This is a genomic window from Erythrobacter donghaensis (assembly GCF_001557325.1).
Taxonomy (GTDB): Bacteria; Pseudomonadota; Alphaproteobacteria; order Sphingomonadales; family Sphingomonadaceae; genus Erythrobacter; species Erythrobacter donghaensis_B.
Genome location: NZ_LSJS01000137.1, coordinates 55,512 through 78,588, shown reverse-complemented (window position 1 = coordinate 78,588; position 23,077 = coordinate 55,512). Strand labels below are relative to the sequence as shown.

The window sequence follows — 23,077 nt, the reverse complement described above, 5'->3', positions numbered from 1 at the left end:
CCCCCGCCGATGGTGGGCGCCTTGACCCAATCGAGCCGCCGCGCCTGCTCCAGCCAGAAGGCATCGGGCGTCTCCACCGAGGCGCGATACATCGCGTCGTACTGCGCAGGCGTGCAATGCGTGGGCGTGTGAGCCTGGGGCCGCTCGACAGCGTGGATCATCTCGACTCTCCCTAATTCTCGGCCTGCTTTTACATCAGGCTACACGCCCCGCCCCATCAGACAAAGGTCTTACGACCATCCGCTAACTGTCCCGCCCCGCCCGTTCGCCGCATTCTGGCGGGCATAAGAGAGGATGGGAGAGTCTCATGGTGAAATCGGGAGTGGCCCGGGCCTTCCGGGCGGCGCTGCTGGGGGCGAGCATGCTCGTCGCGGGGCCCGCGCTCGCGCAGGCGCAGAGCGTCGAGGAACGGCTCGACCGGCTCGAACGGATGGTCGAGGGGCTGATCCAGCGGCTCGATGCCGAGGCCGGCGCCAAGGCCGAGCAAGCCGAGGCGCTCGCGGCGGTTCGCGCCGAGACCGGGGCGATCCGGGCCGAGCAGCAGGCGATGCGCAGCGAGGTCGAGGCCACCGAGGCGACCACCCGCACGCTGGCCACCCGCCAGGCCGAGATGTCCGACAAGCTCATCGACTTCGCGATCCCGCAAGGCGAAGGCTTCAAGGTCGGCAAGACCCGCGTCACCTATGGCGGCTATGTGAAGCTCGACGCGATCAGCCAGCGCACCAGCGGCGGGCAGCTCGCCGGCAATTCGATCCTGCGCGATTTCCTGTTCCCCTCCGCAATCCCCGTCGGCGGGCGGGCGAGCGGGTTCGACACCGATTTCTCCGCGCGCCAGACCCGCTTCCTGTTCAAGACCGAAACCGATGTCGGCACGGATCACAAGCTCAGCGGCCTGATCGAGCTCGATTTCAACGTCACCGACGGCGGCAATGAACGGGTCACCAACAGCTTCACCCCGCGCATCCGCCACGCGCTGATCAACTACGACAACTGGACCTTCGGGCAGGGTTGGTCGACCTTCCAGAACGTGACCGCGCTGCCGGATTCGCTCGATTTCATCGGGGTGACGCCGGGCACGGTTTTCGATCGCCAGCCGCTGATCCGCTACACCAAGGGGGGCTTGCAGATCGCGGTCGAGCAGCCCGAGACCGTGGTCACCGCGCAGAACGGGACGATGGTGACGCCGGGCGACGACCAGGTTCCCGACATCATCGCCCGCTACAACTGGAGCGGCGACTGGGGCACCTTCACCGCCGCCGGGATCGTGCGCCAGTTGCACGTTTCGACCGACGACCTGATGGGCGTGGACGATGCAGCCTGGGCCTATGGCCTCAGCCTTTCTGGCAAATTGAAGGTGGGCGCGAAGGACGATTTCCGGTTCATGGCGACCGCGGGCGACGGGCTCGGGCGCTATATCGGCCTCAACATCGTCAACGATGCCGCGATCAAGCCCGACGGGACGCTCGACCCGATCTTCACCTGGTCGGGCTTTGCCACCTACCGCCACGTCTGGAGCGACCGGTGGCGCTCGAGCCTCGGGGGCTCCTACTTCAAGGCCGACAATCCCGTGCGGCTCACCACCGATCAGGTGACCGACGAGAGCTGGAACGCCTTTGCCAACCTGATCTGGAATCCGGTCGGCCCGCTCAATGTCGGGGTGGAGGTGATGTATGCGACCCGCACGCTCGAGGACGGGCGCAGCGGCGATCTGCAGCGGGTGCAGCTTTCGACGCAGTACAATTTCTGAGCCGGATACGGACTAACCGGATTGGCAATGTTTCACGTGAAACATTGCCAATCCGGCATTGCAGCGCCCTCACCACCCGCGCATCACATGCCCATTACCGGGCTATAGCCGCGCGCCGCCCGGCAACAGCCCAAGGCAAAGCCCCGCCAGCCGCATTCCGGCCGGCGGGGCTCCTGCCGCGACCCGTCAGGGCTCAGAAGCGGTAGGCCACGCCCGCGCTGATCAGCCACGGATCGAGCTTGTGCTCGGTCTCGATCGCCAGCGTGTCGCCGACGAACCAGCGTGCGGTGGTGTCGATGAAGTAGCGCTTCACATCGAGGCTGAGGCCGAAGCCCTTGTCGCCGATCGGCACGTCGATGCCCGCCTGCAGCGCGAGGCCCAGTTCGTTCGAGAGGTTGGTCTCGGTCACGCCCAGCGGCAGGGTCGCCGCGCCCGGATCATCGGCCACCCACAGGAACAGCGCCGGCCCCGCGCCCACGTAGGGCTTCACGCCCCCGAGGTCGAAGTGGTACTTCGCCGTCAGGGTTGCGGGGATCAGCTTGGCGTCCGAGACTAGCTCGGCCCCGGCCGGTAGCCCGGCGACCGTGTCGACATCGTGCTGGGTGATCCCGGCAATGGTCTCGATCGAGATATTGTCGGTCACGAACCATTCGATCGCCACGGTCGGCGTGACGTTGTCGTTCGCCTCGGTGTCGAGATTCGCCGGCAGGCCGGGCAGGTTGACGTTGATGTCGGTGATCGCACCGTCGGGCGCCACCAGCGTGCCGAGCACCTTGAACTGGATGTCCCCGGCGCGGTCGCTTTCGTCGCCCTGCGCCATTGCGGGAGTCCCCGCCAGCACCAGCGCGGCACCGCCAAGCATCAGAAGTCGCTTCATTTTCCTTGTCCTCGGACAGCAGTGGCCGCCCTCCGCGGCCCAGGATGGTTGCTGCCTGTGGCGGCCGGATAGCCCGATGATCGCGCGCGCCTCATTGATCGGAATCAAAGACCATTGCCCCGCCAGCGCCCAATACGGCATCCATCATGGCGACCTTGAGCCCCCCGCCCCAATCCGCGCCGACGCCCGCGATCGGGCTCGCCGCGTTCCGCGCCGCATTGCCGGACGGGACGGGCGAGGGCCGCGTGGCCGATGCGCTCTGCGCGCTCGGTGAGGCGGCGCAGCTGGCGCGCGGGCAGGAGCTTGCGCCCGATCCCGAGACCGACCGGCTGGTATGGCTCGCGAGCGGCGCGGCCAAGCTGGTCGCGCGCGGGCCCGCGCCGACGGGTGCCGGGACACCGGCGGGGGTTCCGGGCGGGCAGGTGCTCGCCTTTCACTTCGCGGGCGATCTGGTTTCGGTGCTGCGCCAGAGGGACGGCGATTTCCGCCTCGTGGCGCTGACCCCGTGCGATCTGGTGATCTTTCCCTCGGACCGCTTCCTCGATCAGGCGCAGGGCGATCCGGCGGTGCTGCGATCTGTGCTGACCCGCTCGCTCCAGGCGCTCCATCGCTCGCGCACGCGGATGATGCAGATGGGGCACAAGTCGGCCGCCGCCCGCATCGCCGATTTTCTCGTCTCGATGGCCGAGCGGCTGGCCGATTGCTCCACCGGCACCTGCGCCTTCGCGCTGCCGATGAGCCGCCGGGACATCGGCGATTCGCTCGGCCTCACGATCGAGACCGTCAGCCGCCAGCTCACCGAGCTGCGCGAGGCGGGGCTGGTCGCAACCGAGGGCCGCTCGAAGGTCGCGATCACCGATGTCGGCGCGCTCGCGCGGATCGCGGGGCGCCGCCCCGCACCGGAGGGCGACGGCAAAAACTGAACCATTTTTGATTTCGGTCAAACACACGAGGCACGGGGGCCGGTTAGACGACCGGCCGACGGAAGGGATAAATCAACATGGAAACAGTCGTTAAGCGGCTGGGCGTGTGGGCGCTTGTCCTCATGGCCAGTATCGCCGCCATTGCGCTCACCCCCGATAGCGGTTTCGCGATCCACGCAGGTGTCATCGGCCTTGTGGCATTGATCCTGATCGTCGCCACGGCGACCAGCTATGACCCGCTGGCACGCGCCCAGAGCATTTTCCGAATGCCCCCGGGCGCGGGCCGCTATGATGACGACCCGGTTCGCTGGGGCGTGATCGCGACGATGTTCTGGGGCATCGCGGGGCTGCTGGCGGGCGTGTTCATCGCCGCGCAGATGGCCTTTCCCGAGCTCAACATCGAACCCTGGCTGAACTTCGGACGCCTGCGCCCGCTGCACACCAGCGCGGTGATCTTCGCCTTCGGCGGCAATGCACTGCTCGCCACCAGCTTCTACGTCGTCCAGCGCACCTGCCGCACAACGCTGGCGCTGCCCGGCCTCGCGCGGTTCGTGTTCTGGGGCTACCAGCTGTTCATCGTGCTCGCCGCGACCGGCTACCTGCTCGGCATCAGCCAGGGCAAGGAATATGCCGAGCCCGAATGGTATGTCGACCTGTGGCTGACCATCGTGTGGGTCGCCTATCTCGCGGTCTTCGTCGCCACGATCCTCAACCGCCGCGAGCCGCACATCTACGTGGCGAACTGGTTCTACCTCGCCTTCATCATCACCGTGGCGATGCTGCACCTGGTCAACAACCTCGCGCTGCCGGTCAGCCTGCTCGGCGCCAAGAGCTACAGCGCCTTCGCCGGCGTGCAGGATGCACTGACCCAGTGGTGGTACGGCCACAACGCGGTCGGCTTCTTCCTCACCGCCGGGTTCCTGGCGATGATGTACTACTTCGTCCCCAAGCAGGCCGGGCGGCCGGTCTATTCCTACCGCCTGTCGATCATCCACTTCTGGTCGCTGATCTTCCTCTACATCTGGGCCGGCCCCCACCACCTCCACTACACCGCGCTGCCCGACTGGGCGCAGACGCTGGGCATGGTGTTCTCGGTGATGCTGTGGATGCCTTCGTGGGGGGGCATGATCAACGGGCTGATGACGCTGAATGGAGCGTGGGACAAGGTCCGCACCGATCCGATCATCCGCATGATGGTCCTCGCGCTCGCCTTCTACGGGATGAGCACCTTCGAAGGGCCGATGCTCTCGATCAAGGCGGTGAACTCGCTGTCGCACTACACCGACTGGACCATCGGCCACGTCCACTCCGGCGCGCTGGGGTGGAACGGGATGATCACCTTTGCCTGCGTCTACTACCTCACCCCGCGCCTGTGGAACCGCGAGCGGCTCTACTCGCTGCGGATGATCAACTGGCACTTCTGGCTCGCGACGCTGGGGATCGTCTTCTACGCCTCCTCGATGTGGGTGGCGGGGATCACCCAGGGGCTGATGTGGCGTGAATACGGCGCGGACGGCTACCTCGTGAACAGCTTCGTCGACACGGTCGAGGCGCTCCACCCGATGTATGTCCTGCGCATGGCGGGGGGCCTCATGTACCTCGCTGGCGCTGCGATCATGGCCTTCAATATCGCCATGACCATCGCCGGACGCCTGCGCGAGGAAGCCCCGATGGGCGAGACCGCGCACGACGAGGCCGCCGACCGGCCCCTGCCCGTCCCCGCATATGCCGAACCGGCCGAATGATCGTCAGACAGGGAGCCTGACACCATGAGCAACACCGCAAGTACCGGCGCCTTCGAGGGCCACAAGAAGCTCGAACGCAACGTCACCCTGCTCGCCGCGCTCACGCTGGGCGTGGTGGCGATCGGCGGGATCGTCGAGATCGCGCCCCTGTTCTGGATCGACAACACGATCGAGAAGGTCGAGGGCATGCGCCCCTACACCCCGCTCGAACAGGCCGGGCGCGACATCTATGTCCGCGAGGGCTGCTACGTCTGCCACAGCCAGATGATCCGGCCCTTCAGGGACGAGGTCGAACGCTACGGCCACTACAGCCTCGCGGCGGAATCGATGTATGATCACCCCTTCCAGTGGGGCAGCAAGCGCACCGGGCCGGACCTCGCGCGGGTCGGCGGGCGCTATTCGGATGCCTGGCATGTCCAGCACCTCAAGGCCCCGCGCGAGGTGGTGCCCGAGAGCATCATGCCGAGCTACGGCTTCCTCGCCGAAACCGAGCTGAAGGTGGCCGATCCGGCCGCGGGCCTCGCCGCGCTGCGGGCCGTAGGCGTGCCCTATTCGGACAAGGACATCGCTGCCGCCGCGACCGATCTCGAGGCGCAGGCCAATCCCGAGGCGGACGCGGGCGATCTCGCCGCGCGCTACCCCAAGGCGCAGATCCGCGATTTCGACGGCGACCCCAAGCGGGTGACCGAAATGGACGCGCTGGTCGCCTATCTCCAGATGCTCGGCACGCTGGTCGACGTGAACTCTGCCGCCGCGCAGGAGCAGCTCACCAAGGGGGACAAGGGCCGATGACCCTCTACACCGCCTTGCGCCACTTCGCCGACAGCTACGGCCTTGCCGCGATCTGCGCGCTCTATCTGACCCTGTGCCTGTGGCACTTCCGCCCCGGCGCCAAGCGCTACGTGGCCGATGCCAAGCACTCGATCTTCAGGGATGACAACCATGACTAAGAAGCGCATCGACGAGCCCACCGGCACCGAATTCGTCGGCCACGAATGGGACGGGATCGAGGAGCTCAACACGCCGCTGCCGCGCTGGTGGCTCTACACCTTCTACGCGACGATCCTGTTCGCCGTCGTTTATGTGGTGCTCTACCCCGCCTGGCCGCTGATCGACCGGGCGACGGCAGGCACGCTCGGCTGGTCGAGCCGGGGCGATCTGGCCGCCGAGATGCGCGCCGCCGATGCCGCGCGCGCCGGGGTGGTGGCGAAGATCGCCGCGACCCCGATCGAGGCGCTTGCCGACGATCCGGCGCTGATGCAGGCCGCGGTCGCGGGCGGGGCGGCGGCGTTCAAGGTCAATTGCGTCCAGTGCCACGGCGCGGGCGCGGCGGGATCGCCGGGCTATCCCAACCTCAATGACGATGACTGGATCTGGGGCGGGACGCTGACCGAGATCGAATACACCCTCACCCACGGCATCCGCTGGGATGCGGCGGCCGAGACGCGGAGCAATTTCATGCCCGCCTTCGAGGGCAGCCTCGAGCCTGCGCAGGTCGGCGCGCTCACCGCCCATGTGCTCTCGCTCTCCGGCAAGGCCAGGCCCAATGCCGCCGGCGCGCAGATGTTCGCCGACAATTGCGCGGCCTGCCACGGGGCGGGCGGAGAAGGGCTGCCCGCGGTCGGGGGCCCGGCGCTCAACGACGCGATCTGGCTCTATGGCGGCAGCGCGTCGGCGATCGGCAAGCAGATCCTCGCCCCCCGCCACGGCGTGATGCCGGCCTGGCAGGGGCGGCTCGATCCGGTGACGATCAAGATGCTCGCCGCCTACGTCCACGCCCGCGGCGGCGGCCAGGCCCCTGCCCCCGCCGCCGCTCAACCCGAAGCCGCGCAAGTCGCGGCCAAGTAGGACAACCGAAATGGCGCAAGCCGACGCACCCGATCGCCCCGCGCCCCAAGCGCAACCGCCCAAGCGCGACTGGGCGGGGGCGCTCGCGGCCGAGGGGGCCAAGGCTCCCGCGCCCGCTCCCGCGGAAAGCGCCGGTTTCATGGGGAGCGCGCTCTACGAGGCCGGTCGCACGGTCCACAACAAGCGGATCGACGGCCCCTTCCGGCGTTTCAAGTGGGCGATCATGGTGATCACCCTCACGATCTACTACGCGACCCCGTGGATCAGGTGGGACCGCGGGCCCTACGCCCCCGATCAGGCGGTGCTGGTCGATCTGGCCAACCGCCGCTTCTACATGTTCGATATCGAGATCTGGCCGCACGAATTCTACTTCGTCGCCGGGCTGCTGATCATGGCGGGCATCGGCCTGTTCCTGGTGACCAGCGCCGTGGGCCGCGCATGGTGCGGCTATGCCTGCCCCCAGACGGTGTGGACCGACCTGTTCCAGCACATCGACCGCTTCTTCGACGGTGACCGCAACGCCCGCGCGCGGCTCGACAAGGCGCCGTGGGGCGTGGCCAAGACCACCCGCCGCCTCGCCAAGTGGGCGGTCTATCTCGCGATTGCCTTCTGGACCGGCGGCGCGTGGATCATGTATTTCGCCGATGCGCCCACCCTCACCTGGGATTTCTGGCACGGCACCGCCGACCCCATCGCCTATGCCACGGTCGCGGTGCTCACCGGCACGACCTTCTGGCTGGGCGGCTTCATGCGCGAGCAGGTGTGCATCTACATGTGCCCCTGGCCGCGCATCCAGACCGCGATGCTCGACGAGAAGAGCCTGATCGTCACCTACAAGGACTGGCGCGGCGAACAGCGCGGCAGCCTCAAGAAGGCGGCGAAGAACCCGGGCGCGTATGGCGACTGCATCGATTGCCAGCTGTGCGTCGCGGTGTGCCCCACCGGGGTCGACATCCGCGAGGGCCAGCAGATTGGCTGCATCACCTGCGGGCTGTGCATCGACGCCTGCGACCGGGTGATGAAGGAGACCGGGCGTCCGCGGGGCCTGATCGACTATGCAACCCTCGAGCAATGCGACGCCGAACGCGCGGGCGCACCCGCCCGCCCGGCATGGAAGGCGCTGCTGCGGCCGCGCGTGTTCATCTACTTCACTGTCTGGGCGGGGATCGGCGCGGGGCTGCTCTTCGCGCTCGGCACCCGCAGCCACACCGACCTGACCGTCGCGCCCGACCGCAATCCGCCCTTCATGCTGCTGAAGGACGGCTCGGTCAGGAACGCCTACACGCTGCGCCTGCGCAACATGGAGGCCCGCCCGCGCGATATGGAAGTGGCGCTTCAGGGTCTGCCTGCCGGAGCCGTGATGTGGACCGACAGCATCAGCCTCGAGAATGCGGCGCCCGCGCAGACCGTCACCGTCCGCGCCAACGAAACCAGGGTGCTGCGCGCCTATGTGCTGCTGCCGAGCGGCGCGAGCGCGAGCGCCTTCGCCTTCCGCCTCACCGCGCTCGACGAGCAGCGCGAGACCGACACTGCGGAAACCACCTTTGCCATGCCGGGGAGCGAATGATGGCGAGCAAGCACGGGACTTTCACCGGACGCCGCATGGCCGCGATCTTCGTCGCCGGGTTCGCCGTCGTCATCGCGGTCAACCTCGTGATGGCGAGCGTCGCGGTGGGGAGCTTCCACGGCACGGTGGTCGACAATTCCTACGTCGCCAGCCAGAACTACAACGGCTGGCTCAAGCAGGCGGCAGCCTCGAAGGCGCTGGGCTGGCAGGCGGTGCCGCATCGCCGCGACGATGGCCGGGTGGTGGTCGAAGCGCTCGGCGTGCCCGCGGGGGCGCGGATGACCGCCACCGCCGAACGTCCGCTCGGTGCGCGCGAGGACCAGCCGCTGACCTTTGCCCCTGAAGGGCAGGGCCGCTGGGTTTCCACCGAGCCCCTCGCTCCCGGCCGCTGGCAGCTGCGCCTCGCGATCCGGGCGGGCGGCGAGGCATGGGCCGGGGAGGCCGAGCTCCGGTGAACGCGCCCGTCCTCAACCTCGCCTCCGAAACCCCGCTCGTCACCACAAGGCTGACCGTGCCCGGCATGAAATGCGCCGGGTGCATCGGCAAGATCGAGCGTGAGCTGGCGAAGGTGCCCGGCATCGCGGCGGCGCGCGCGAACCTTTCGGCCAAGCGCGTGGCGATCAGCCATGATCCGGCACTGGATGAGGGCGCGCTCACCTCTGCGCTGCTCGCGCTCGGGTTCGAATCCCAGCCGGTTGCCGACAATCCGCTCGGCAGCGACGATGCCGAACGCAAGCGATTGACCCGCGCGCTCGGGGTCGCCGGGTTCGGGATGATGAACATCATGCTGCTCTCGGTCAGCGTGTGGTCGGGCGCGGACGGGGCCACCAGAGACCTGTTCCACTGGCTCTCCGCCGCCATTGCCCTCCCCGTGGTCGCCTATTCGGGCCGCCCCTTCTTCGCGAGCGCATGGATGGCGCTGAAGCACCGGCGCACCAACATGGACGTGCCGATCTCCATCGGCGTGATCCTCGCGACCTGCATGTCGCTTTACGAGACCATCACCGGCGGCGCGCATGCCTTCTTCGACAGCGCCGTGATGCTGCTGTTCTTCCTGCTGGCAGGCCGCGCGCTCGATGCCGAGATGCGCACCCGCACCCGCGCGGGGATCGGGGCGCTGCTCGGGCGGATGGGCAGGAGCGCCAGCGTCATTGCTCCCGATGGCACAACCCGGAGGGTGGCGGCGAAAGACCTCCTGCCCGGCATGCTGGTGCTGGTCGCCGCCGGCGAGGCGCTCGCGGCGGACGGCGAGGTGGTGGAGGGCACCAGCGCGCTCGACAACGCCATGCTCACCGGCGAGAGCGCGCCCGAAGCGGTCGCGCCGGGATCGGTGGTGCACGCGGGCGCGATCAACATGGGCGCCGCCCTCAAGGTGCGCCTCACCCACGTGGCCGAGGATACCGCGCTCGCCGAGATCGCGCGGGCGATGGACGAGGCGGGGCAATCGCGCTCCGCCTATGTCCGCATCGCCGACCGTGCCTCGCGGCTCTATGCGCCGGTGGTGCACGCGCTGGCGCTGCTTGCCTTCGCGGGGTGGATGATCGCGGGCGCCGGATGGCACGCATCGCTCACCATCGCAATCGCCGTCCTCATCATCACCTGCCCCTGCGCGATGGGACTTGCGGTTCCCGCCGCGCAGGTCGTGGCGAGCGGCGCGCTGATGCGGCGGGGCCTGCTGGTGAAGGACGGCAGCGCCTTGGAGCGCCTCGCCGAATGCGACCTCGCCGTACTCGACAAGACCGGCACGCTCACGCTCGGCACCCCGCGCGCCGACATCGCCGGGCTCGACGCCGAGGCCCGCAGCATCGCCCTCGCGCTCGCCCAGACCAGCCGCCATCCGCTGAGCCGCGGGCTTGCCGCCGCACTGCTGCGCGCGGGCGTGACCCCCGCCGTCGTCACCGGCATCGCCGAAGCGAGCGGCGCCGGGCTCGAAGGGCGCTGGCAAGGGCTGAGGGTCGCACTGGAAAAGCCCGAGGGCGCGAATCCCGAAGGCGTAGCCGCCAAAGATGATGGGGCCCTGCTCGCCACCACCCTCAGGATCGGCGAGACCCGTCAGGTCATTCCCTTTGCCGATCCCCTGCGCCCCGATGCCGCCGCCGCGCTCGCCGCGCTCGCGGCCGAGGGCCTGCCCGCACGGATCCTCTCGGGCGACCGCGCCGCGCCCGTCGCCGCCATCGCCGCCGCGCTCGGCATCCCTGCGCAATCCGAGGCCGATCCGCGCGGGAAGCTCGCCGCGCTCGAGGCGCTGAAGGCTGCCGGGCACCGCCCGCTGATGGTCGGCGACGGATTGAACGACGGCCCCGCGCTCGCCGCCGCCCACGCCTCGATCGCGCCCGGGACCGCGTCGGACGCCAGCCAGCAGGCCGCTGATGCGGTGTTCATCGGCGAGCCGCTGATGCCCGTCGCGCTCGCGGTGCGGGTCGCGCGCCGGACCATGGCGGTGGTGCGCCAGAATTTCGGCTTTTCGATCGCCTACAACGCGTTCGCTGTGCCGCTGGCGCTGACCGGGCAGGTGACGCCGCTGGTCGCGGCGATCGCCATGTCGGTGTCCTCGCTGGTGGTGATCGCCAATTCGCTGCGGCTGGCGGGAGCAGCCCCCGGAGCGTCGCAATGACCGGGCTTGCGATCCTCATCCCCATCGCGCTCGGCATGGGCCTCCTCGGCCTCGCCGCCTTCCTGTGGTCGATGCGCGCCGGCCAGTATGACGACATGGACGGGGCCGCCCACCGCATCCTCATCGATGAGGAGGAAGCCTCGTGAACCTGCTCCCCCTCGCGCTGGCCGCACTTGCCCCGGTGATGATCGGCCCCCTGCCTGCCCCGCCCGGCCAGACCCTCACCATGCACCTGTGCAACGGCGGCACGATCACCATCCCGCTCGAGGACGAACGCCCCGCGCGGGATCGCGACTGCCACCCCAAGGGCTGCCACGCGGGCACCTGCCGGGAAAAAGATCAATCAAAACATCCGAAACGGGGAATTTGATCTCGCGCAAAGACGGGGTGCGGCGGGAGCGCTTTAGACGTCGCATGTGGACCTATCACCCAGAGCTGCTCGCGACCCCTGTGCCGCGCTACACCAGCTACCCGACCGCCGCGGACTTCGGCCCGCTCGCGCCCGGCACCATCGAGCGCGCCATCGCGGAGGCGAGCGGGGACATCTCGCTCTATCTCCACATCCCCTTCTGCGAGGCGATCTGCTTCTATTGCGGCTGCAACACCGCCGCCTCGGGCAAGCGCGCGCGGGTCGAGGCCTACCTTGCCGCGCTCCATCAGGAGATCGCGACCGTCGGCAGCCTGCTCCCGCGGGACGCCCGGGTGCGGCGCATCGCCTTCGGCGGGGGCAGCCCCAATGCGATCCTGACCGGCGATTTCCTCGGCCTTGTCGATGCGCTCCACGCCCACCTGCCGCTGTCCGCCCCCGAATGGTCGATCGAGCTCGATCCGCGCAGCCTCACCGCCGAATGGAGCACTGTGCTCAGGCGCACCGGCATCAGCCGGGCGAGCATGGGGGTGCAGACCTTCGCCGCGCATTGCCAGAAGGCGATCGGGCGCGAGCAATCGCTGACCATGATCTGCCGCAGCACCGACTGGCTGCGCAAGGGCGGCGTCACGTCGCTGAACTTCGATCTGATGTACGGCCTGCCCCACCAGAGCGAGGCCGATCTGGAAGACAGTCTCGAGCTGACCCGCAAGCTGGGCGCGGACCGGATTGCGGTGTTCGGCTATGCCCATGTGCCGCATCTCGTGCCGCGCCAGACGATGATCCGCGCAGGTGACCTGCCCGGCGCTGCGGCGCGCTTCACCATGGCGAGCGAGGCGCACCGGTTGCTGACGGCGGGCGGCTATCAGGCGATCGGCTTCGATCACTTCGCGCTGCCCCATGATCCGATGGCGCGCGCGGCGCAAGCCGGCAGGCTGCGGCGCAACTTCCAGGGCTTCACCGACGATCCTTCCGAAGTGCTGATCGGCCTCGGCGCGAGCGCGATCAGCGGCTTTCCCGGGCTCCTCGCGCAGAACGAGAAGCACACCGCCACCTATCGCCAGCTGAGCGAGACCGGGCACCTGTCCGCCAGCCACGGCATTGCCCGCACTGCGGAAGACCAGCGCCGCGGAACGGTGATCGAGGCGCTGCTGTGCGCGGGCGAGGCGGAGCTGCCCGAGGATCTTCTTGCCGAAGTCTCGGAGCGCCTCGCCCCCTTCATCGACGCGGGCCTCGCACAGCTGCGCGGCCGGCATCTGGCGATTCCTCCCCAGGGCCTGCCCTATGCCCGCGTCATCGCCGCGCTGTTCGACGCCTACCGCGCCGCCGCCCCGCGCGCATTTTCCTCGGCGATCTGATCACCCCCTGCCCGCCTGTCCCTCCCTGCCATGGAAGTGCCACTATTTGGGAAGATGGTTCTGCCGCAAATCGACAAGCGAGGCGCATCAGGGGCGCATATAGTCACGAGCAGGGGGAAAAAACATCATGGCAGTTACCGATCACGTCGACCTCAACGGCTTCATGGAGGGCGTCAAGAAACGCAATCCGCATCAGCCGGAATTCGTCCAGGCGGTCCAGGAAGTGGCCGAGGACATCTTCGAATTCATGGAGGACAAGGAGGAGTATCACTCCCAGCAGATCCTCCGCCGCATCGCCGAGCCCGACCGCGTGGTGTCCTTCCGCGTCTGCTGGGAGGACGACGCCGGCAACATCCGCGTCCAGCGCGGCTGGCGCGTGCAGAACAACAACGCGATCGGCCCCTACAAGGGCGGCATCCGCTTCCACCCGAGCGTGACCGAATCGGTGCTGAAGTTCCTCGCCTTCGAACAGACCTTCAAGAACGCGCTCACCGGCCTGCCGATGGGCGGCGGCAAGGGCGGCTCGAACTTCAACCCCAAGGGCAAGAGCGTGCGCGAGATCATGCGCTTCTGCCAGTCCTTCATGACCGAACTCTACCGCCACATCGGTGCCGACATCGACGTGCCGGCGGGCGATATCGGCGTGGGCGGGCGCGAGATCGGCTTCATGTTCGGCCAGTACAAGCGCATCACCAACAACTTCACCGGGGTGCTGACCGGGAAGGGCCTCGAATGGGGCGGCTCGCTGATCCGCACCGAGGCGACCGGCTATGGCGCGGTCTATTTCCTCGAGAACATGCTGGCGACCAAGGGCGAGAACCTCGAGGGCAAGACCGCGGTGATCTCGGGCTCGGGCAATGTCGCGACGCACGCGGCCGAGAAGATCGTCCAGCTTGGCGGCAAGGTGCTGACCCTGTCGGATTCGGGCGGGTTCATCCATGATCCCGACGGGATCGATCAGGAGAAGATCGACTGGGTCAAGACCCACAAGACCCACCGCCGCGGCCGGATCGAGGAATATGTCGAGGCCTTCCCGAAGGCGACCTTCCATGCGGGCAAGACCCCGTGGGGCGTGCCCTGCGATGTTGCGCTCCCCTGCGCCACGCAGAACGAGCTGCTCGGCGAGGACGCGAAGATGCTCGTCGCCAACGGCTGCCGCGCGGTTTCCGAGGGCGCCAACATGCCGACCGATCTCGACGGGGTGCACACCTTCAAGCACGCCAGGATCCTCTACGCGCCGGGCAAGGCGAGCAACGCGGGCGGGGTCGCGGTCTCGGGCCTCGAGATGAGCCAGAACTCCGAACGCCGCTCGTGGAAGGAGGAGGAATTGCAGCAGATGCTCAAGGACATCATGTCCGGCATCCACAATTCCTGCATCCGCTACGGCGATCAGGGCGGCGGCTATATCGACTACGTGAAGGGCGCGAATATCGCGGGCTTCAAGAAGGTCGCCGACGCGATGCTGGCCTTCGGGGTGGTCTGAGCCCTGCCCGCACCGCTCCCCCGGCGGGAGCGGGAATCGCGTGAAACGATGCGAGGTCCGGCATGCCGGGCCTCGTTTTCGTTAAGGCAGGTTGGTTTTCTTTGGCAGTTTGTCATTTTTCCGCCATGAAATCGTAACCAAGGGGCGGACGCGCTGTTTTTCTGCAAATCCTGCCCTGCCGCATCTTACGAAAAGACATTTCCCCGCGCATGAACCTGATGAAGCCGATTGCGGTTGAAGACACACAATCGCTCACAGTGTCGCGCCGCGCGAAGCTGATTTTCTTCGTCCCCTTTCCGGAGCTGATCCTGGCCCTGTGCTTCGCGGCGGCAGGGGGCGTGATCGCGGCATCGCTCGACCTCGCGATCTCGCTCCCCTCGGGCCAGTCGCTGGCCTTCACGGGGATGAGCTACGGCGTCCCGCTGTCGCTGATCGCCCTGCTGGGCGCGATCCTGGTGCTGGCGAAGCAGACGATGCGGCTGGTCTACTATGCCGCGGCCGCCTTCGCCTATGCCGTCATCCTGATCACCCATTTCAACATCAAGCTGTGGATGAGCCTCATCAACCCGCGCCTGTGGGACGGGCTCTACTGGCAGACCGACCAGGTGGTCCGGCCGCTGGTCGATCTGGCGTTCGGGGTGCACCACCTTGCCGAAACAGTGATGCCGGCGGGCGAGCATCTCTACCTGTTCGCCTTCCTGGCGATGTTCGCCGGCAGCATCATCGTCCATTCGATGCAAGCCTTCATCATTTTCCGCAAAGTCATCTTCGCCGCGATGCTGGTGCATGTGCTGGGCGCGCTGGCCTATTGCATCATGCCGGCGGTCGGCCCGTTCCTCTACGAGCCGGGCGCCAATGCGCTGGAGACGGCGCGCCAGCAGCACATGCACGGCGGCTACCTCGCGCTCGCCGCCGGGGAGCGGGCATGGATCGCGAGCGAGGGCAGCGCGTTCCTGTTCGCCGCGGTCGCCGCCATGCCCTCGCTGCATGTCGCCTCATCGGCGGTGTTCCTGTGCTATGCCTGGAAACACGCGCGCTGGCTCGGCATCGCCTATTTGCCGCTGTTCGTGTTCATCGTGTTCGAGGCCGTCGCGACCCGCTGGCACTATTGGGTCGACGTGGTCGCAGGGCTAGCCCTGACGGCGCTGGCGATCGCCATCACCACCGCCGTGTTCCGCCGGATCGAGGCCCATGATCCCGCGCGCGGGCCGCTGCGCCAGCCGGTTACCTGACCCCCAGCTGCGCCGCCGCCTCGCGCAGTTGCGCCGCGTTGGCCGGGTTGGCCTTGACCGCCGCGTCGAGCGCGGCCCTGGCCTTGGCCGGCTCGCCCAGCGTCATGCGGCTGCGGATCAGCATCACCCAGCCATCAAGGTTCCTGGGCTCCTTTGCCAGCCGCGCCTCGAGCTGTTCGACCATGCCTTCGGCCATCTGGCGCTGCTCGCTCGGCTTCATCGCGCCAGCCGCCGCGACGTCCGCTGCCGTCGGCCCGCGCAGCGACGAGGAGGCCTGATCGCCCGCCACCGCGCCCGATCCAGGTGCGATCAGCGCGGGCTTCCGCTCCGCTTGCGCCTTGGCGATGCGCGCGGCGACGTCGATCTTGTTGATCTGCCCGACCTGCTCGATGGTGCGCACCAGATCGGCTTCCCACGGCGCGCCCTGCGGCGAATCGGCGAGCAGATCGAGCCATGCGGCAATCGCACCCTCGTGATCCTTGTCGAGGTCCTTCTTCGCGGCGAGGAAATAGCGCCCGCGCGGGTCCTCGGGGTCGAGCGACACCGCCTTCTGGAACGCCTGCAAGGCTTCGGCCGGGATCGGGTCGCGCTTGCTCGCCAGAACCAGCGTCTCGCCGAGCGCCGACCACAGCACCGCCTCGCCCGGCGCGATGGCGACCGCGCGGCGATAGGCGGCGGCGGCTTCCTCGTATTGGCCCTGGTTGAAATAGGCGAAGGCAAGGTCGCCCCACGGGCCGGCATCGTCGGTCGAGGCCTCGGCCGCGGCGCGCAGCGCCTCGATCGAGCCTTCGCCGCCCGTCGCCGCCGCAGGCTCGGCGGGTCCGCCCGCGCCCTGATAGATGTTGAATCCGATCGAGCCTGCCGCCAGCAGCAGCGCTGCCCCCAGCAAGACCCAGCCCGCCTTCGATGATCCGCCCTCAGGCAGCGTTTTGCCCTGTCCCATGTGCGCATCGCTAGCACTGGCGCAATGCAGGGGCAATTCGCTCTGGCATCGGGGGCGGTTTTGGGTATGGTGCAGTGCAGGGGGCGATCTATCCGCGAGGGGGAGGATAGGTGAGCGGGATTTTCAAAGTCGCGATCATCGGTTCGGGCCCGGCGGGCCTCAGCGCGGCCGCGCGTGCAGCTGCGCTGGGGCTGAGCCATGTCCTGCTCGAGAAGACCGACCACCTCTCGGACACGATCTACAAGTACCAGAAGGGCAAGCACGTCATGGCGACGCCCAGCAATCTGGTGCTGCGCTCCGACATCGATTTCGACGCGGGCAAGCGCGAGGCGATCCTGGGCATCTGGGACGAACAGATCGCGGGCCACAAGGTCAACGTGAAGTATCACGCCGAAGCCAAGGCGATCCGCGGCACGGGGGAGGCCATTCCCGGTTCGGTCCAGCAGATCGTCACCCGCGCGCGCGATGGGACGAAGAGCGTGCGCGAACTCCAGCGCCACGCCCCGCCCTATGCGATCGAGCTGACCAGCGGCGAGGTGGTGATGGCCGAGAACGTCGTGCTCGCCATCGGCACGCAGGGCAACCCCAACCTGATGCGCTGTCCGGGTGCGGACCTGCCGCACGTGCAGTACCAGCTCGACGATCCCACCGAATATGTCGACGAGCATATCGTCATCGTCGGCACCGGGGACGCAGGGATCGAGAACGCGCGCGGCCTCGCCGAAGACCCGGCGCAGAGGAACACCGTCTCGATCCTCAACCGCGGCACCGAGTTCCCGACCGCCAAGGCGGCGAACGTCAGCGCGCTGATGGCCGATCACGAGGCAGGCAAGCTCACGGTGCGCACCGAGAGCGAGACCAAGGCGATCGAGCCCGGCTGGATCACGCTCACCACCCGCGACGGGGAAATCCGCATCCCCTGCGACCGGATCATCGCGCGCATCGGCTCGGCCCCGCCGCGCGCCTTCGTCGAGGACTGCGGGATCGAGTTCACCAGCGAGGACCGCGGCGCCTTCCCGAAGCTGTCGCCGGTGTTCGAGAGCACCGCGCCCGGGATCTTCGTGATCGGCGCGCTCGCCGGCTATCCGCTGATCAAGCACTGCATGAACCAGGGCCACGACGTCATCGAGTTCATCAACGGCAACACCGATCTGAAGCCTGCGGACGAGCCGATCATCGCCGCCAAGTTCGCTGGCCTTCCCGGCAAGCGCTCGACCGAGGAATGGCTCGAATTCCTGCGCGCCAATGTCTCGATCCTGGGTGGCATGAACCCGCTGCAGATGCGCGAGTTCATGCTCGACAGCGAGGCCAAGTTCTACGCTCCGGGCGAGGTGATCTTCGAGCGCAACGCGCCCGGATCATCGCTGTTCGGTATCGCCAGCGGTTCGGTGGCGGTGGAGGTCAATCCGGCCGATCCCTCGATCACCATCCCGATCGAGGCCGGATCGATCTTCGGCGAGGTCGGGCTGATCTCGGGCCGCCGCCGCGGCGCGACGATCCGCGCGGCCGAGGACACCATCGTGGTCGAGATCTCGCGCCTTGCAGCGCTCAAGCTGCAATCGCAGGTGCCGTCTGCCAAGGCCGCGATCCAGCGCATCTCGATCGAGCGGCAGCTGCTCCAGATGTTCGGTTCGGGCCTGACGCGCGAGGATGTCGCCCCGCTGGTCGAGGCTGCGCGGGTCGAGGAGAAGCGCGCGGGCGAAGTGGTCGTCACGGAAGGCGCGGACGACAAGGACATCTTCATCATCCGCCGCGGGTCGATGATCGTCGAGAAGCAGGTCGGCGAGAAGCCGGTGTTTCTCTCCTACCTCCCCGCCGGGAGCTATTTCGGCGAGATGGCGGTGATCGACGGCTCGGCGCGCACGGCGACGGTCAAGGCGGCGATCAAGTCCGAGGTGATCCGCCTGCCGGGCGAGGGCTTCCTCGCATTGCTGGACAAGCGCCCCGCGCTGCGCGAGCGGGCCTTGAAGGACATGGCCGGCCGGCGGGCCACCAATGCCTTCATCGAAAGCCGCAAGGACGAATTTGCGGGCGCGGTCGATCTCTATTCGCAGACCGCGCAGTTCCTGGTCGACAACGGCATCGGCGAGGCGACCGACGTGCTGCTGATCGACGAGAAGCTGTGCATCGGCTGCGACAATTGCGAGAAGGCCTGCGCCGACAGCCACGACGGCCTCTCGCGGCTCGACCGCGAGGCGGGCAAGACCTACGCGCACCTCCACGTGCCGACCTCATGCCGCCACTGCGAGCATCCGCATTGCATGGCCGATTGCCCGCCCAACGCGATAAAGCGCGGGCCGGATGGCGAGGTCTTCATCGACGACACCTGCATCGGCTGCGGCAATTGCCAGCGCAATTGCCCCTACGGCGTGATCCGCATGGACGCCAAGCCCCCCAAGAAGCCGAGCCTCCTGCAATGGATGCTGTTCGGCAAGGGCCCCGGCCCGGGCGAGGCCTCCTACTCGTGGCGCAAGAAGGCGGCCGAGAAGGAGGGCGGGCAGAAGGCCAAGCAGGCGATCAAGTGCGACATGTGCTCCGGGATCGACGGCGGCCCGGCCTGCGTGCGCGCCTGCCCCACCGGCGCGGCGATCCGCGTTTCCCCCGACAAGTTCCTGACCTTCGCCAAGCTCACCGAGGACGTCGAGTGATGGCAAGCAGGGCGGGGGCAAAGACGGGCGGCACGGGCCGCTTCAGTCAGGACGAGCGGCGGCGCGACAGCGACCATGTCAGCTTCCTCAAGCACAAGGGCTTCCGCTGGCTGTGGATCGCGCTCGCCCTCAGCGGCGCGAGCATCGCGGGCTATCTGATGATCGACCACGACCCGCGTCCCAACGGGGGCACGTGGTACGGCTACACGCTCGGCACCATCGGTTTCGGGCTGATCCTGTGGCTCGCGCTGCTCGGAGTGCGGAAACGGCGCATCAATCCCGGCGCGTGGAGCCTCAAGGCGTGGACCTCCGCCCACGTCTATCTCGGCCTTGCGCTGATCGTGGTGGGGACGCTCCACACCGGCTTCCAGATCGGGTGGAACGTCCACACGCTCGCCTATGTGCTGATGCTGCTGGTGATCGCGACCGGGATCTACGGGGTGATCGTCTACGCCACCCTGCCCGCCAGCCTTTCGGCCAACCGCAAGGAGATGACGCGCGCGCAGATGCTCGAAGCGCTGACCGCCCTCGACCGGCAGCTGGAGAGCGCCGCGCAGCCGCTTGCGCGCGCCGAGGCCGATCTCGTGATCGCAGCCCTCGGCCAGGACGTGTTCTATGGCGGCGCTCTGGCGCGGCTGACGGGGAGCTACCCCGGCTGCAAGACCGCGCGCGCGCTGCGCGGCATGGGCACCGGCTCGGAGGCGGAGGCGCGCGTCACCGCGCTGCTCGAGAAACGCCGCGAACAGCTCGCCCAGATCCGCGGCGCGCTGCGCATCCGCGCGATGCTGGAGATCTGGCTGTTCATCCACATCCCTCTCACCATCGCCCTGATCGCCGCGCTCACCGCGCATGTGATCAGCGTGTTCTACTACTGGTGAGGGGGCTGCGATGGCCTTCCTGATCCGCACCATCGACTTCACCGCCGCCGGGCGCGAGATCGTCCGCGACCGGACGCTCGACCAGACCCGCCTGACCGTCGGCCGCGCGGCCGAGAACGACATCCACCTGCCCGACCTCGCGGTGGAGCAGCACCATGTCGCCATTGACCTTGCGCCCGATGGCACACTGGCGGTGGCGGCGATCGGCACACTGGGTTTCGGGCTCGACGGGCGGGTGGTCACCCAAGGCGTGATCGACCCGCGCACCGGCGGCGAGGTGGCGCTCGGCGCGGCGCGCCTCGCGGTGACGCGCGAGGGCGATGGCACCATCGCCATCACCATCCGCCAGGTCGTGGCCGACGAGGGCAAGATCGACGCGCTGCGCGGCTTCGCGCTCGCCTCCAAACTGCCGTCCAAGCGCGCAATGAGCTGGGTTTTTGCCAGCGCGATCATCCTCCTGCTGCTCGCCCTGCCCGTCGCGAGCCATCTGCTGCGCACCCCGGCCAAGCCCGATCCCACCGGCAAGACCCCGGGCGCGGTGCTGATGGACAGCGCCTGGACCAGCGGCGAGCTGTCGCTCAAGCACGAGACCCTCGCCGACAATTGCGAGAGCTGCCACGTCGCCGCCTTCGAGAGCGTGCAGGACGAGACCTGCCTCTCGTGCCACGAGGACATCGGCGATCACGCGCAAAAGCCGCGGCTTGCCAAGGGGATGGCGCCGCTCTCGCAAGGCGATGCGCTGCAATGGCAGATCGCGCAGGGCTTCGGCAAGGAAGGCCCGCTCGGCTGCGTCGCCTGCCACTCCGAGCACGAGGGCCCGGTGCGCACGCAGGCGGGGAGCGAGGCCTTCTGCGGCGATTGCCACAAGGACCTGAACACGCGCCTGACCGACACGGCGCTCGCCAACGCGCATGATTTCGGCAAGACCCACCCGCAGTTCCGCCCGCTCTATTTCGCGAGCTTCGGCGCGGCCAACCCTGTCCGGGCGGCGGCGGGATCGAAGCCGGTCGAGCAATCGGGCCTCGTCTTCCCGCACGACGTCCACATGAACCCGCGCGGCGGCGCGGCGCGCATGGCGGTGAGCCTCGCGCAATATCGCGCACCCCTCGAATGCAAGGACTGCCACGCGCCCACGGACGACAAGGTCACCTTCAAGCCGGTCGAGATGGAGCAGGCGTGCGAGGCGTGCCACAGCCTCGTCTCGGGCCGAACGCCGGGCGGCGGGTTCGGGAAGCTGCGCCACGGCAGCGTGAAGAACCTCGCCGAGGATCTCGCCCGGATTACCTCAGGCCCGCGCCCGGCGATTGCGCCCGGTCGCCAGCGTCCGGGGCAGCTCGGCAGCGCCTCGCCCTATCGCGCGGACTTCGGCCGTCCGGTGCGCGCCTATATCGGCATTTCGAACGCGCTCTCCACCGGGGGCGTGTGCACCGAGTGCCACCTGCCCACCACCGGCCCGACGGGGCAGGCCGACCTGATGCCGGTCAACTTCCCCGAACGCTTCCTCACCAGCGGCTATTTCAGCCACGCCGCCCACGCCAAGCAGAAGTGCTCCGATTGCCACGCGGCCGAAACCTCGAAGGCGGCAAGCGACCTGCTGATGCCCGACCTCAAGAGCTGCCGCGACTGCCATCTCGGGGCGACCGCCGTGAAGAGCGCCAAGATCGTGCCGAGCGACTGCGCGATGTGCCACGCCTATCACGTGCCGGCCGGGCAATGGTCCCCCAAGGGCCCCGCGCCGCACTACAAGCCCCCGCCGCCTGACAAATCTAAGGTTGCAGCAAAACTCGCACAAGCTAGACCATAGCAATGGGCGGGGGCGCTTCTTCGACTGGCCGTGCGGTGCTGATCGCGCAGATGACCGACATCCATGTCGGCTTCGCCCCCGATGAAAAGCCCGAGGAGCTGAACCTCACCCGCTTCCGCGCCACGCTGAAGCGGGTGGTCGAGGGGCCCAACCGCCCTGATTTCCTGGTGCTTTCCGGCGACATCACCGATCATGGCGATGCCGAGAGCTTCGCCAAGACCATCGAGATCCTGCGCGACTGCCCGATCCCGATCCTGCCCATGGTCGGCAACCACGACAGCCGCGAGGGGCTGCTCGGCGCCTTTCCCGAGGTCGAGCCGGCAGAGGGCGGGTTCCTGCATTATGTCGTCGATGCGGGACTCGGCCTCAGGATCATCTGCCTCGACACGCTCGAGGAGGGCCGCCACGGCGGGGCCTTCTGCGCGGCCCGCGCCAGCTGGCTCGCCGCGCAGCTGGCCGAGGCGTCCGATACGCCGACGCTGATCTTCATGCACCACCCGCCGGTGGTCGCGGGGATCGACTGGATGGATCCTGCCCCCGATGAAGGCTGGATCGTGCGGCTGCGGGACGTGCTGGAGGGGCAGACGCAGGTGCTCGCGATCCATTGCGGGCATCTCCACCGCCCGATCTCCACGCGCTTTGCCGGTATCCCGCTGGGGGTGACCCCCTCGGTCGCTCCGCTGGTGGCGATGGATCTCAACCCGATCGACCAGAACGTGCCCGACGACCGCGAGCTCATCACCACCGAGCCGCCGACCTATGCGATCCACCGCTGGGATGGCGAGGGTCTCGTCTCGCACTACGAGCGCGTGGGCGACTGGCAGGTGCTGGCGCGCTTCCACGCAGGTCTCCAGCCGATGATCGAGGGCATGTTCGCGGAGAGGGAGTAGGTCTTAAATCGTCATCCTGAACTTGTTTCAGGATCCTTCGGGCCGCTTGAACCGCTATCCGAACATCTGCAGCCACGGTTCGTCAGGCGACGACAATCTGGCCTCTTTGGTGAGCACCGCGCTTGCTGAGCAATGGATGCTGAAACGAGTTCA

21 protein-coding genes are annotated in these 23,077 nt (G+C 68.1%); 18 read left to right on the top strand and 3 right to left on the bottom strand.

Annotated features, from left to right (window positions below; genetic code table 11):
- Positions 1–92: acetyl-coenzyme A synthetase N-terminal domain-containing protein (locus AX692_RS20510; RefSeq protein WP_230961046.1), on the bottom strand; the 92-nt coding region annotated here is incomplete at its 3' end.
- Positions 93–307: 215 nt separating this feature from the next.
- On the opposite strand from AX692_RS20510, the gene AX692_RS07455 reads away from it, so the two are divergent.
- Positions 308–1,747, top strand: a complete 1,440-nt coding sequence (locus AX692_RS07455; RefSeq protein ID WP_230959668.1) for a DcaP family trimeric outer membrane transporter — start codon at positions 308–310, stop codon at positions 1,745–1,747.
- Between the two features lie 193 nt (positions 1,748–1,940).
- Here the strand turns inward: AX692_RS07455 and AX692_RS07450 are convergent, their stop codons facing one another.
- Positions 1,941–2,624, bottom strand: a complete 684-nt coding sequence (locus AX692_RS07450) for an OmpW/AlkL family protein (protein ID WP_073975581.1) — start codon at positions 2,622–2,624, stop codon at positions 1,941–1,943.
- Between the two features lie 146 nt (positions 2,625–2,770).
- Between AX692_RS07450 and AX692_RS07445 the strand changes: the two genes are divergently transcribed.
- From AX692_RS07445 to AX692_RS07385, 13 genes are all read left to right on the top strand, one after another.
- Positions 2,771–3,547, top strand: a complete 777-nt coding sequence (locus AX692_RS07445; protein WP_073975582.1) for a Crp/Fnr family transcriptional regulator — start codon at positions 2,771–2,773, stop codon at positions 3,545–3,547.
- Between the two features lie 77 nt (positions 3,548–3,624).
- A complete protein-coding gene (ccoN, locus tag AX692_RS07440; protein ID WP_073975583.1) occupies positions 3,625–5,292 on the top strand; it encodes a cytochrome-c oxidase, cbb3-type subunit I in 1,668 nt (555 codons plus the stop codon).
- A gap of 24 nt (positions 5,293–5,316) precedes the next feature.
- Positions 5,317–6,084, top strand: a complete 768-nt coding sequence (gene ccoO / locus AX692_RS07435; protein ID WP_073975584.1) for a cytochrome-c oxidase, cbb3-type subunit II — start codon at positions 5,317–5,319, stop codon at positions 6,082–6,084.
- Complete coding sequence (locus AX692_RS07430; RefSeq protein WP_073975585.1) at positions 6,081–6,242, top strand: CcoQ/FixQ family Cbb3-type cytochrome c oxidase assembly chaperone; 162 nt, start codon at positions 6,081–6,083, stop codon at positions 6,240–6,242. Before ccoO ends, AX692_RS07430 begins: the two co-directional genes overlap by 4 nt.
- Positions 6,235–7,140, top strand: coding sequence for a cytochrome-c oxidase, cbb3-type subunit III (gene ccoP, locus AX692_RS07425; protein ID WP_073975586.1), 906 nt, complete (start codon positions 6,235–6,237; stop codon positions 7,138–7,140). The genes AX692_RS07430 and ccoP overlap by 8 nt, the downstream gene beginning before the upstream one ends.
- A gap of 139 nt (positions 7,141–7,279) precedes the next feature.
- Positions 7,280–8,707, top strand: a complete 1,428-nt coding sequence (ccoG, locus tag AX692_RS07420; protein ID WP_073975603.1) for a cytochrome c oxidase accessory protein CcoG — start codon at positions 7,280–7,282, stop codon at positions 8,705–8,707.
- On the top strand, positions 8,704–9,162 hold the full coding sequence (locus AX692_RS07415) for a FixH family protein (protein ID WP_073975587.1): 459 nt from the start codon (positions 8,704–8,706) through the stop codon (positions 9,160–9,162). Before ccoG ends, AX692_RS07415 begins: the two co-directional genes overlap by 4 nt.
- Positions 9,159–11,321 carry a heavy metal translocating P-type ATPase gene (locus AX692_RS07410; RefSeq protein WP_269135545.1) on the top strand — a complete coding sequence of 721 codons (2,163 nt, stop codon included), beginning with the start codon at positions 9,159–9,161 and terminating at the stop codon, positions 11,319–11,321. Before AX692_RS07415 ends, AX692_RS07410 begins: the two co-directional genes overlap by 4 nt.
- On the top strand, positions 11,318–11,467 hold the full coding sequence (ccoS, locus tag AX692_RS07405) for a cbb3-type cytochrome oxidase assembly protein CcoS (protein WP_073975589.1): 150 nt from the start codon (positions 11,318–11,320) through the stop codon (positions 11,465–11,467). The genes AX692_RS07410 and ccoS overlap by 4 nt, the downstream gene beginning before the upstream one ends.
- The gene (locus tag AX692_RS07400) at positions 11,464–11,691 is read left to right on the top strand and encodes a hypothetical protein (RefSeq protein ID WP_155644948.1); all 228 of its coding nucleotides are present in this window, start codon (positions 11,464–11,466) and stop codon (positions 11,689–11,691) included. The genes ccoS and AX692_RS07400 overlap by 4 nt, the downstream gene beginning before the upstream one ends.
- Positions 11,692–11,735: 44 nt before the next feature.
- Positions 11,736–13,046: a radical SAM protein gene (locus AX692_RS07395; protein ID WP_073975590.1), complete on the top strand. Its 1,311-nt coding sequence runs from the start codon at positions 11,736–11,738 to the stop codon at positions 13,044–13,046.
- Positions 13,047–13,173: 127 nt separating this feature from the next.
- Positions 13,174–14,529 carry an NADP-specific glutamate dehydrogenase gene (gene gdhA, locus AX692_RS07390; RefSeq protein WP_073975591.1) on the top strand — a complete coding sequence of 452 codons (1,356 nt, stop codon included), beginning with the start codon at positions 13,174–13,176 and terminating at the stop codon, positions 14,527–14,529.
- A gap of 209 nt (positions 14,530–14,738) precedes the next feature.
- Complete coding sequence (locus AX692_RS07385; RefSeq protein WP_073975592.1) at positions 14,739–15,761, top strand: phosphatase PAP2 family protein; 1,023 nt, start codon at positions 14,739–14,741, stop codon at positions 15,759–15,761.
- Here AX692_RS07385 and AX692_RS07380 read toward each other — a convergent pair.
- Entirely contained in the window at positions 15,754–16,704 is a 951-nt protein-coding gene (locus AX692_RS07380; protein ID WP_081095199.1) for a tetratricopeptide repeat protein, read from the bottom strand. The two genes, AX692_RS07385 and AX692_RS07380, sit on opposite strands and share 8 nt — an antisense overlap.
- Positions 16,705–16,814: 110 nt before the next feature.
- On the opposite strand from AX692_RS07380, the gene AX692_RS07375 reads away from it, so the two are divergent.
- Genes AX692_RS07375 through AX692_RS07360 form a run of 4 tightly spaced genes read left to right on the top strand, consistent with a single transcriptional unit; the run spans position 16,815 to position 22,924 of the window.
- Positions 16,815–19,352 (top strand): cyclic nucleotide-binding domain-containing protein, encoded by a 2,538-nt coding sequence (locus tag AX692_RS07375; RefSeq protein ID WP_073975593.1) that lies wholly within the window; start codon positions 16,815–16,817, stop codon positions 19,350–19,352.
- A complete protein-coding gene (locus AX692_RS07370; protein WP_073975594.1) occupies positions 19,352–20,230 on the top strand; it encodes a hypothetical protein in 879 nt (292 codons plus the stop codon). Before AX692_RS07375 ends, AX692_RS07370 begins: the two co-directional genes overlap by 1 nt.
- A gap of 10 nt (positions 20,231–20,240) precedes the next feature.
- A complete protein-coding gene (locus tag AX692_RS07365; RefSeq protein WP_073975595.1) occupies positions 20,241–22,034 on the top strand; it encodes a cytochrome c3 family protein in 1,794 nt (597 codons plus the stop codon).
- 2 nt (positions 22,035–22,036) lie between these two features.
- Entirely contained in the window at positions 22,037–22,924 is an 888-nt protein-coding gene (locus AX692_RS07360) for a phosphodiesterase (RefSeq protein ID WP_073975596.1), read from the top strand.
- Positions 22,925–23,077: the final 153 nt, after the last annotated feature.

Bases quoted from the DNA above. Each gene is read 5' to 3' on its own strand.
- AX692_RS07360 (WP_073975596.1), top strand. From the start codon at position 22,037: ATGGGCGGGGGCGCTTCTTCGACTGGCCGTGCGGTGCTGATCGCGCAG.
- AX692_RS07450 (WP_073975581.1), bottom strand. From the start codon at position 2,624: ATGAAGCGACTTCTGATGCTTGGCGGTGCCGCGCTGGTGCTGGCGGGG.
- AX692_RS07395 (WP_073975590.1), top strand. From the start codon at position 11,736: ATGTGGACCTATCACCCAGAGCTGCTCGCGACCCCTGTGCCGCGCTAC.
- AX692_RS07415 (WP_073975587.1), top strand. From the start codon at position 8,704: ATGATGGCGAGCAAGCACGGGACTTTCACCGGACGCCGCATGGCCGCG.
- AX692_RS07380 (WP_081095199.1), bottom strand. From the start codon at position 16,704: ATGGGACAGGGCAAAACGCTGCCTGAGGGCGGATCATCGAAGGCGGGC.
- ccoN (WP_073975583.1), top strand. From the start codon at position 3,625: ATGGAAACAGTCGTTAAGCGGCTGGGCGTGTGGGCGCTTGTCCTCATG.
- ccoO (WP_073975584.1), top strand. From the start codon at position 5,317: ATGAGCAACACCGCAAGTACCGGCGCCTTCGAGGGCCACAAGAAGCTC.
- ccoS (WP_073975589.1), top strand. From the start codon at position 11,318: ATGACCGGGCTTGCGATCCTCATCCCCATCGCGCTCGGCATGGGCCTC.
- AX692_RS07455 (WP_230959668.1), top strand. From the start codon at position 308: ATGGTGAAATCGGGAGTGGCCCGGGCCTTCCGGGCGGCGCTGCTGGGG.
- AX692_RS07430 (WP_073975585.1), top strand. From the start codon at position 6,081: ATGACCCTCTACACCGCCTTGCGCCACTTCGCCGACAGCTACGGCCTT.
- gdhA (WP_073975591.1), top strand. From the start codon at position 13,174: ATGGCAGTTACCGATCACGTCGACCTCAACGGCTTCATGGAGGGCGTC.
- ccoP (WP_073975586.1), top strand. From the start codon at position 6,235: ATGACTAAGAAGCGCATCGACGAGCCCACCGGCACCGAATTCGTCGGC.
- AX692_RS07370 (WP_073975594.1), top strand. From the start codon at position 19,352: ATGGCAAGCAGGGCGGGGGCAAAGACGGGCGGCACGGGCCGCTTCAGT.
- AX692_RS07385 (WP_073975592.1), top strand. From the start codon at position 14,739: ATGAACCTGATGAAGCCGATTGCGGTTGAAGACACACAATCGCTCACA.
- ccoG (WP_073975603.1), top strand. From the start codon at position 7,280: ATGGGGAGCGCGCTCTACGAGGCCGGTCGCACGGTCCACAACAAGCGG.
- AX692_RS07445 (WP_073975582.1), top strand. From the start codon at position 2,771: ATGGCGACCTTGAGCCCCCCGCCCCAATCCGCGCCGACGCCCGCGATC.
- AX692_RS07365 (WP_073975595.1), top strand. From the start codon at position 20,241: ATGGCCTTCCTGATCCGCACCATCGACTTCACCGCCGCCGGGCGCGAG.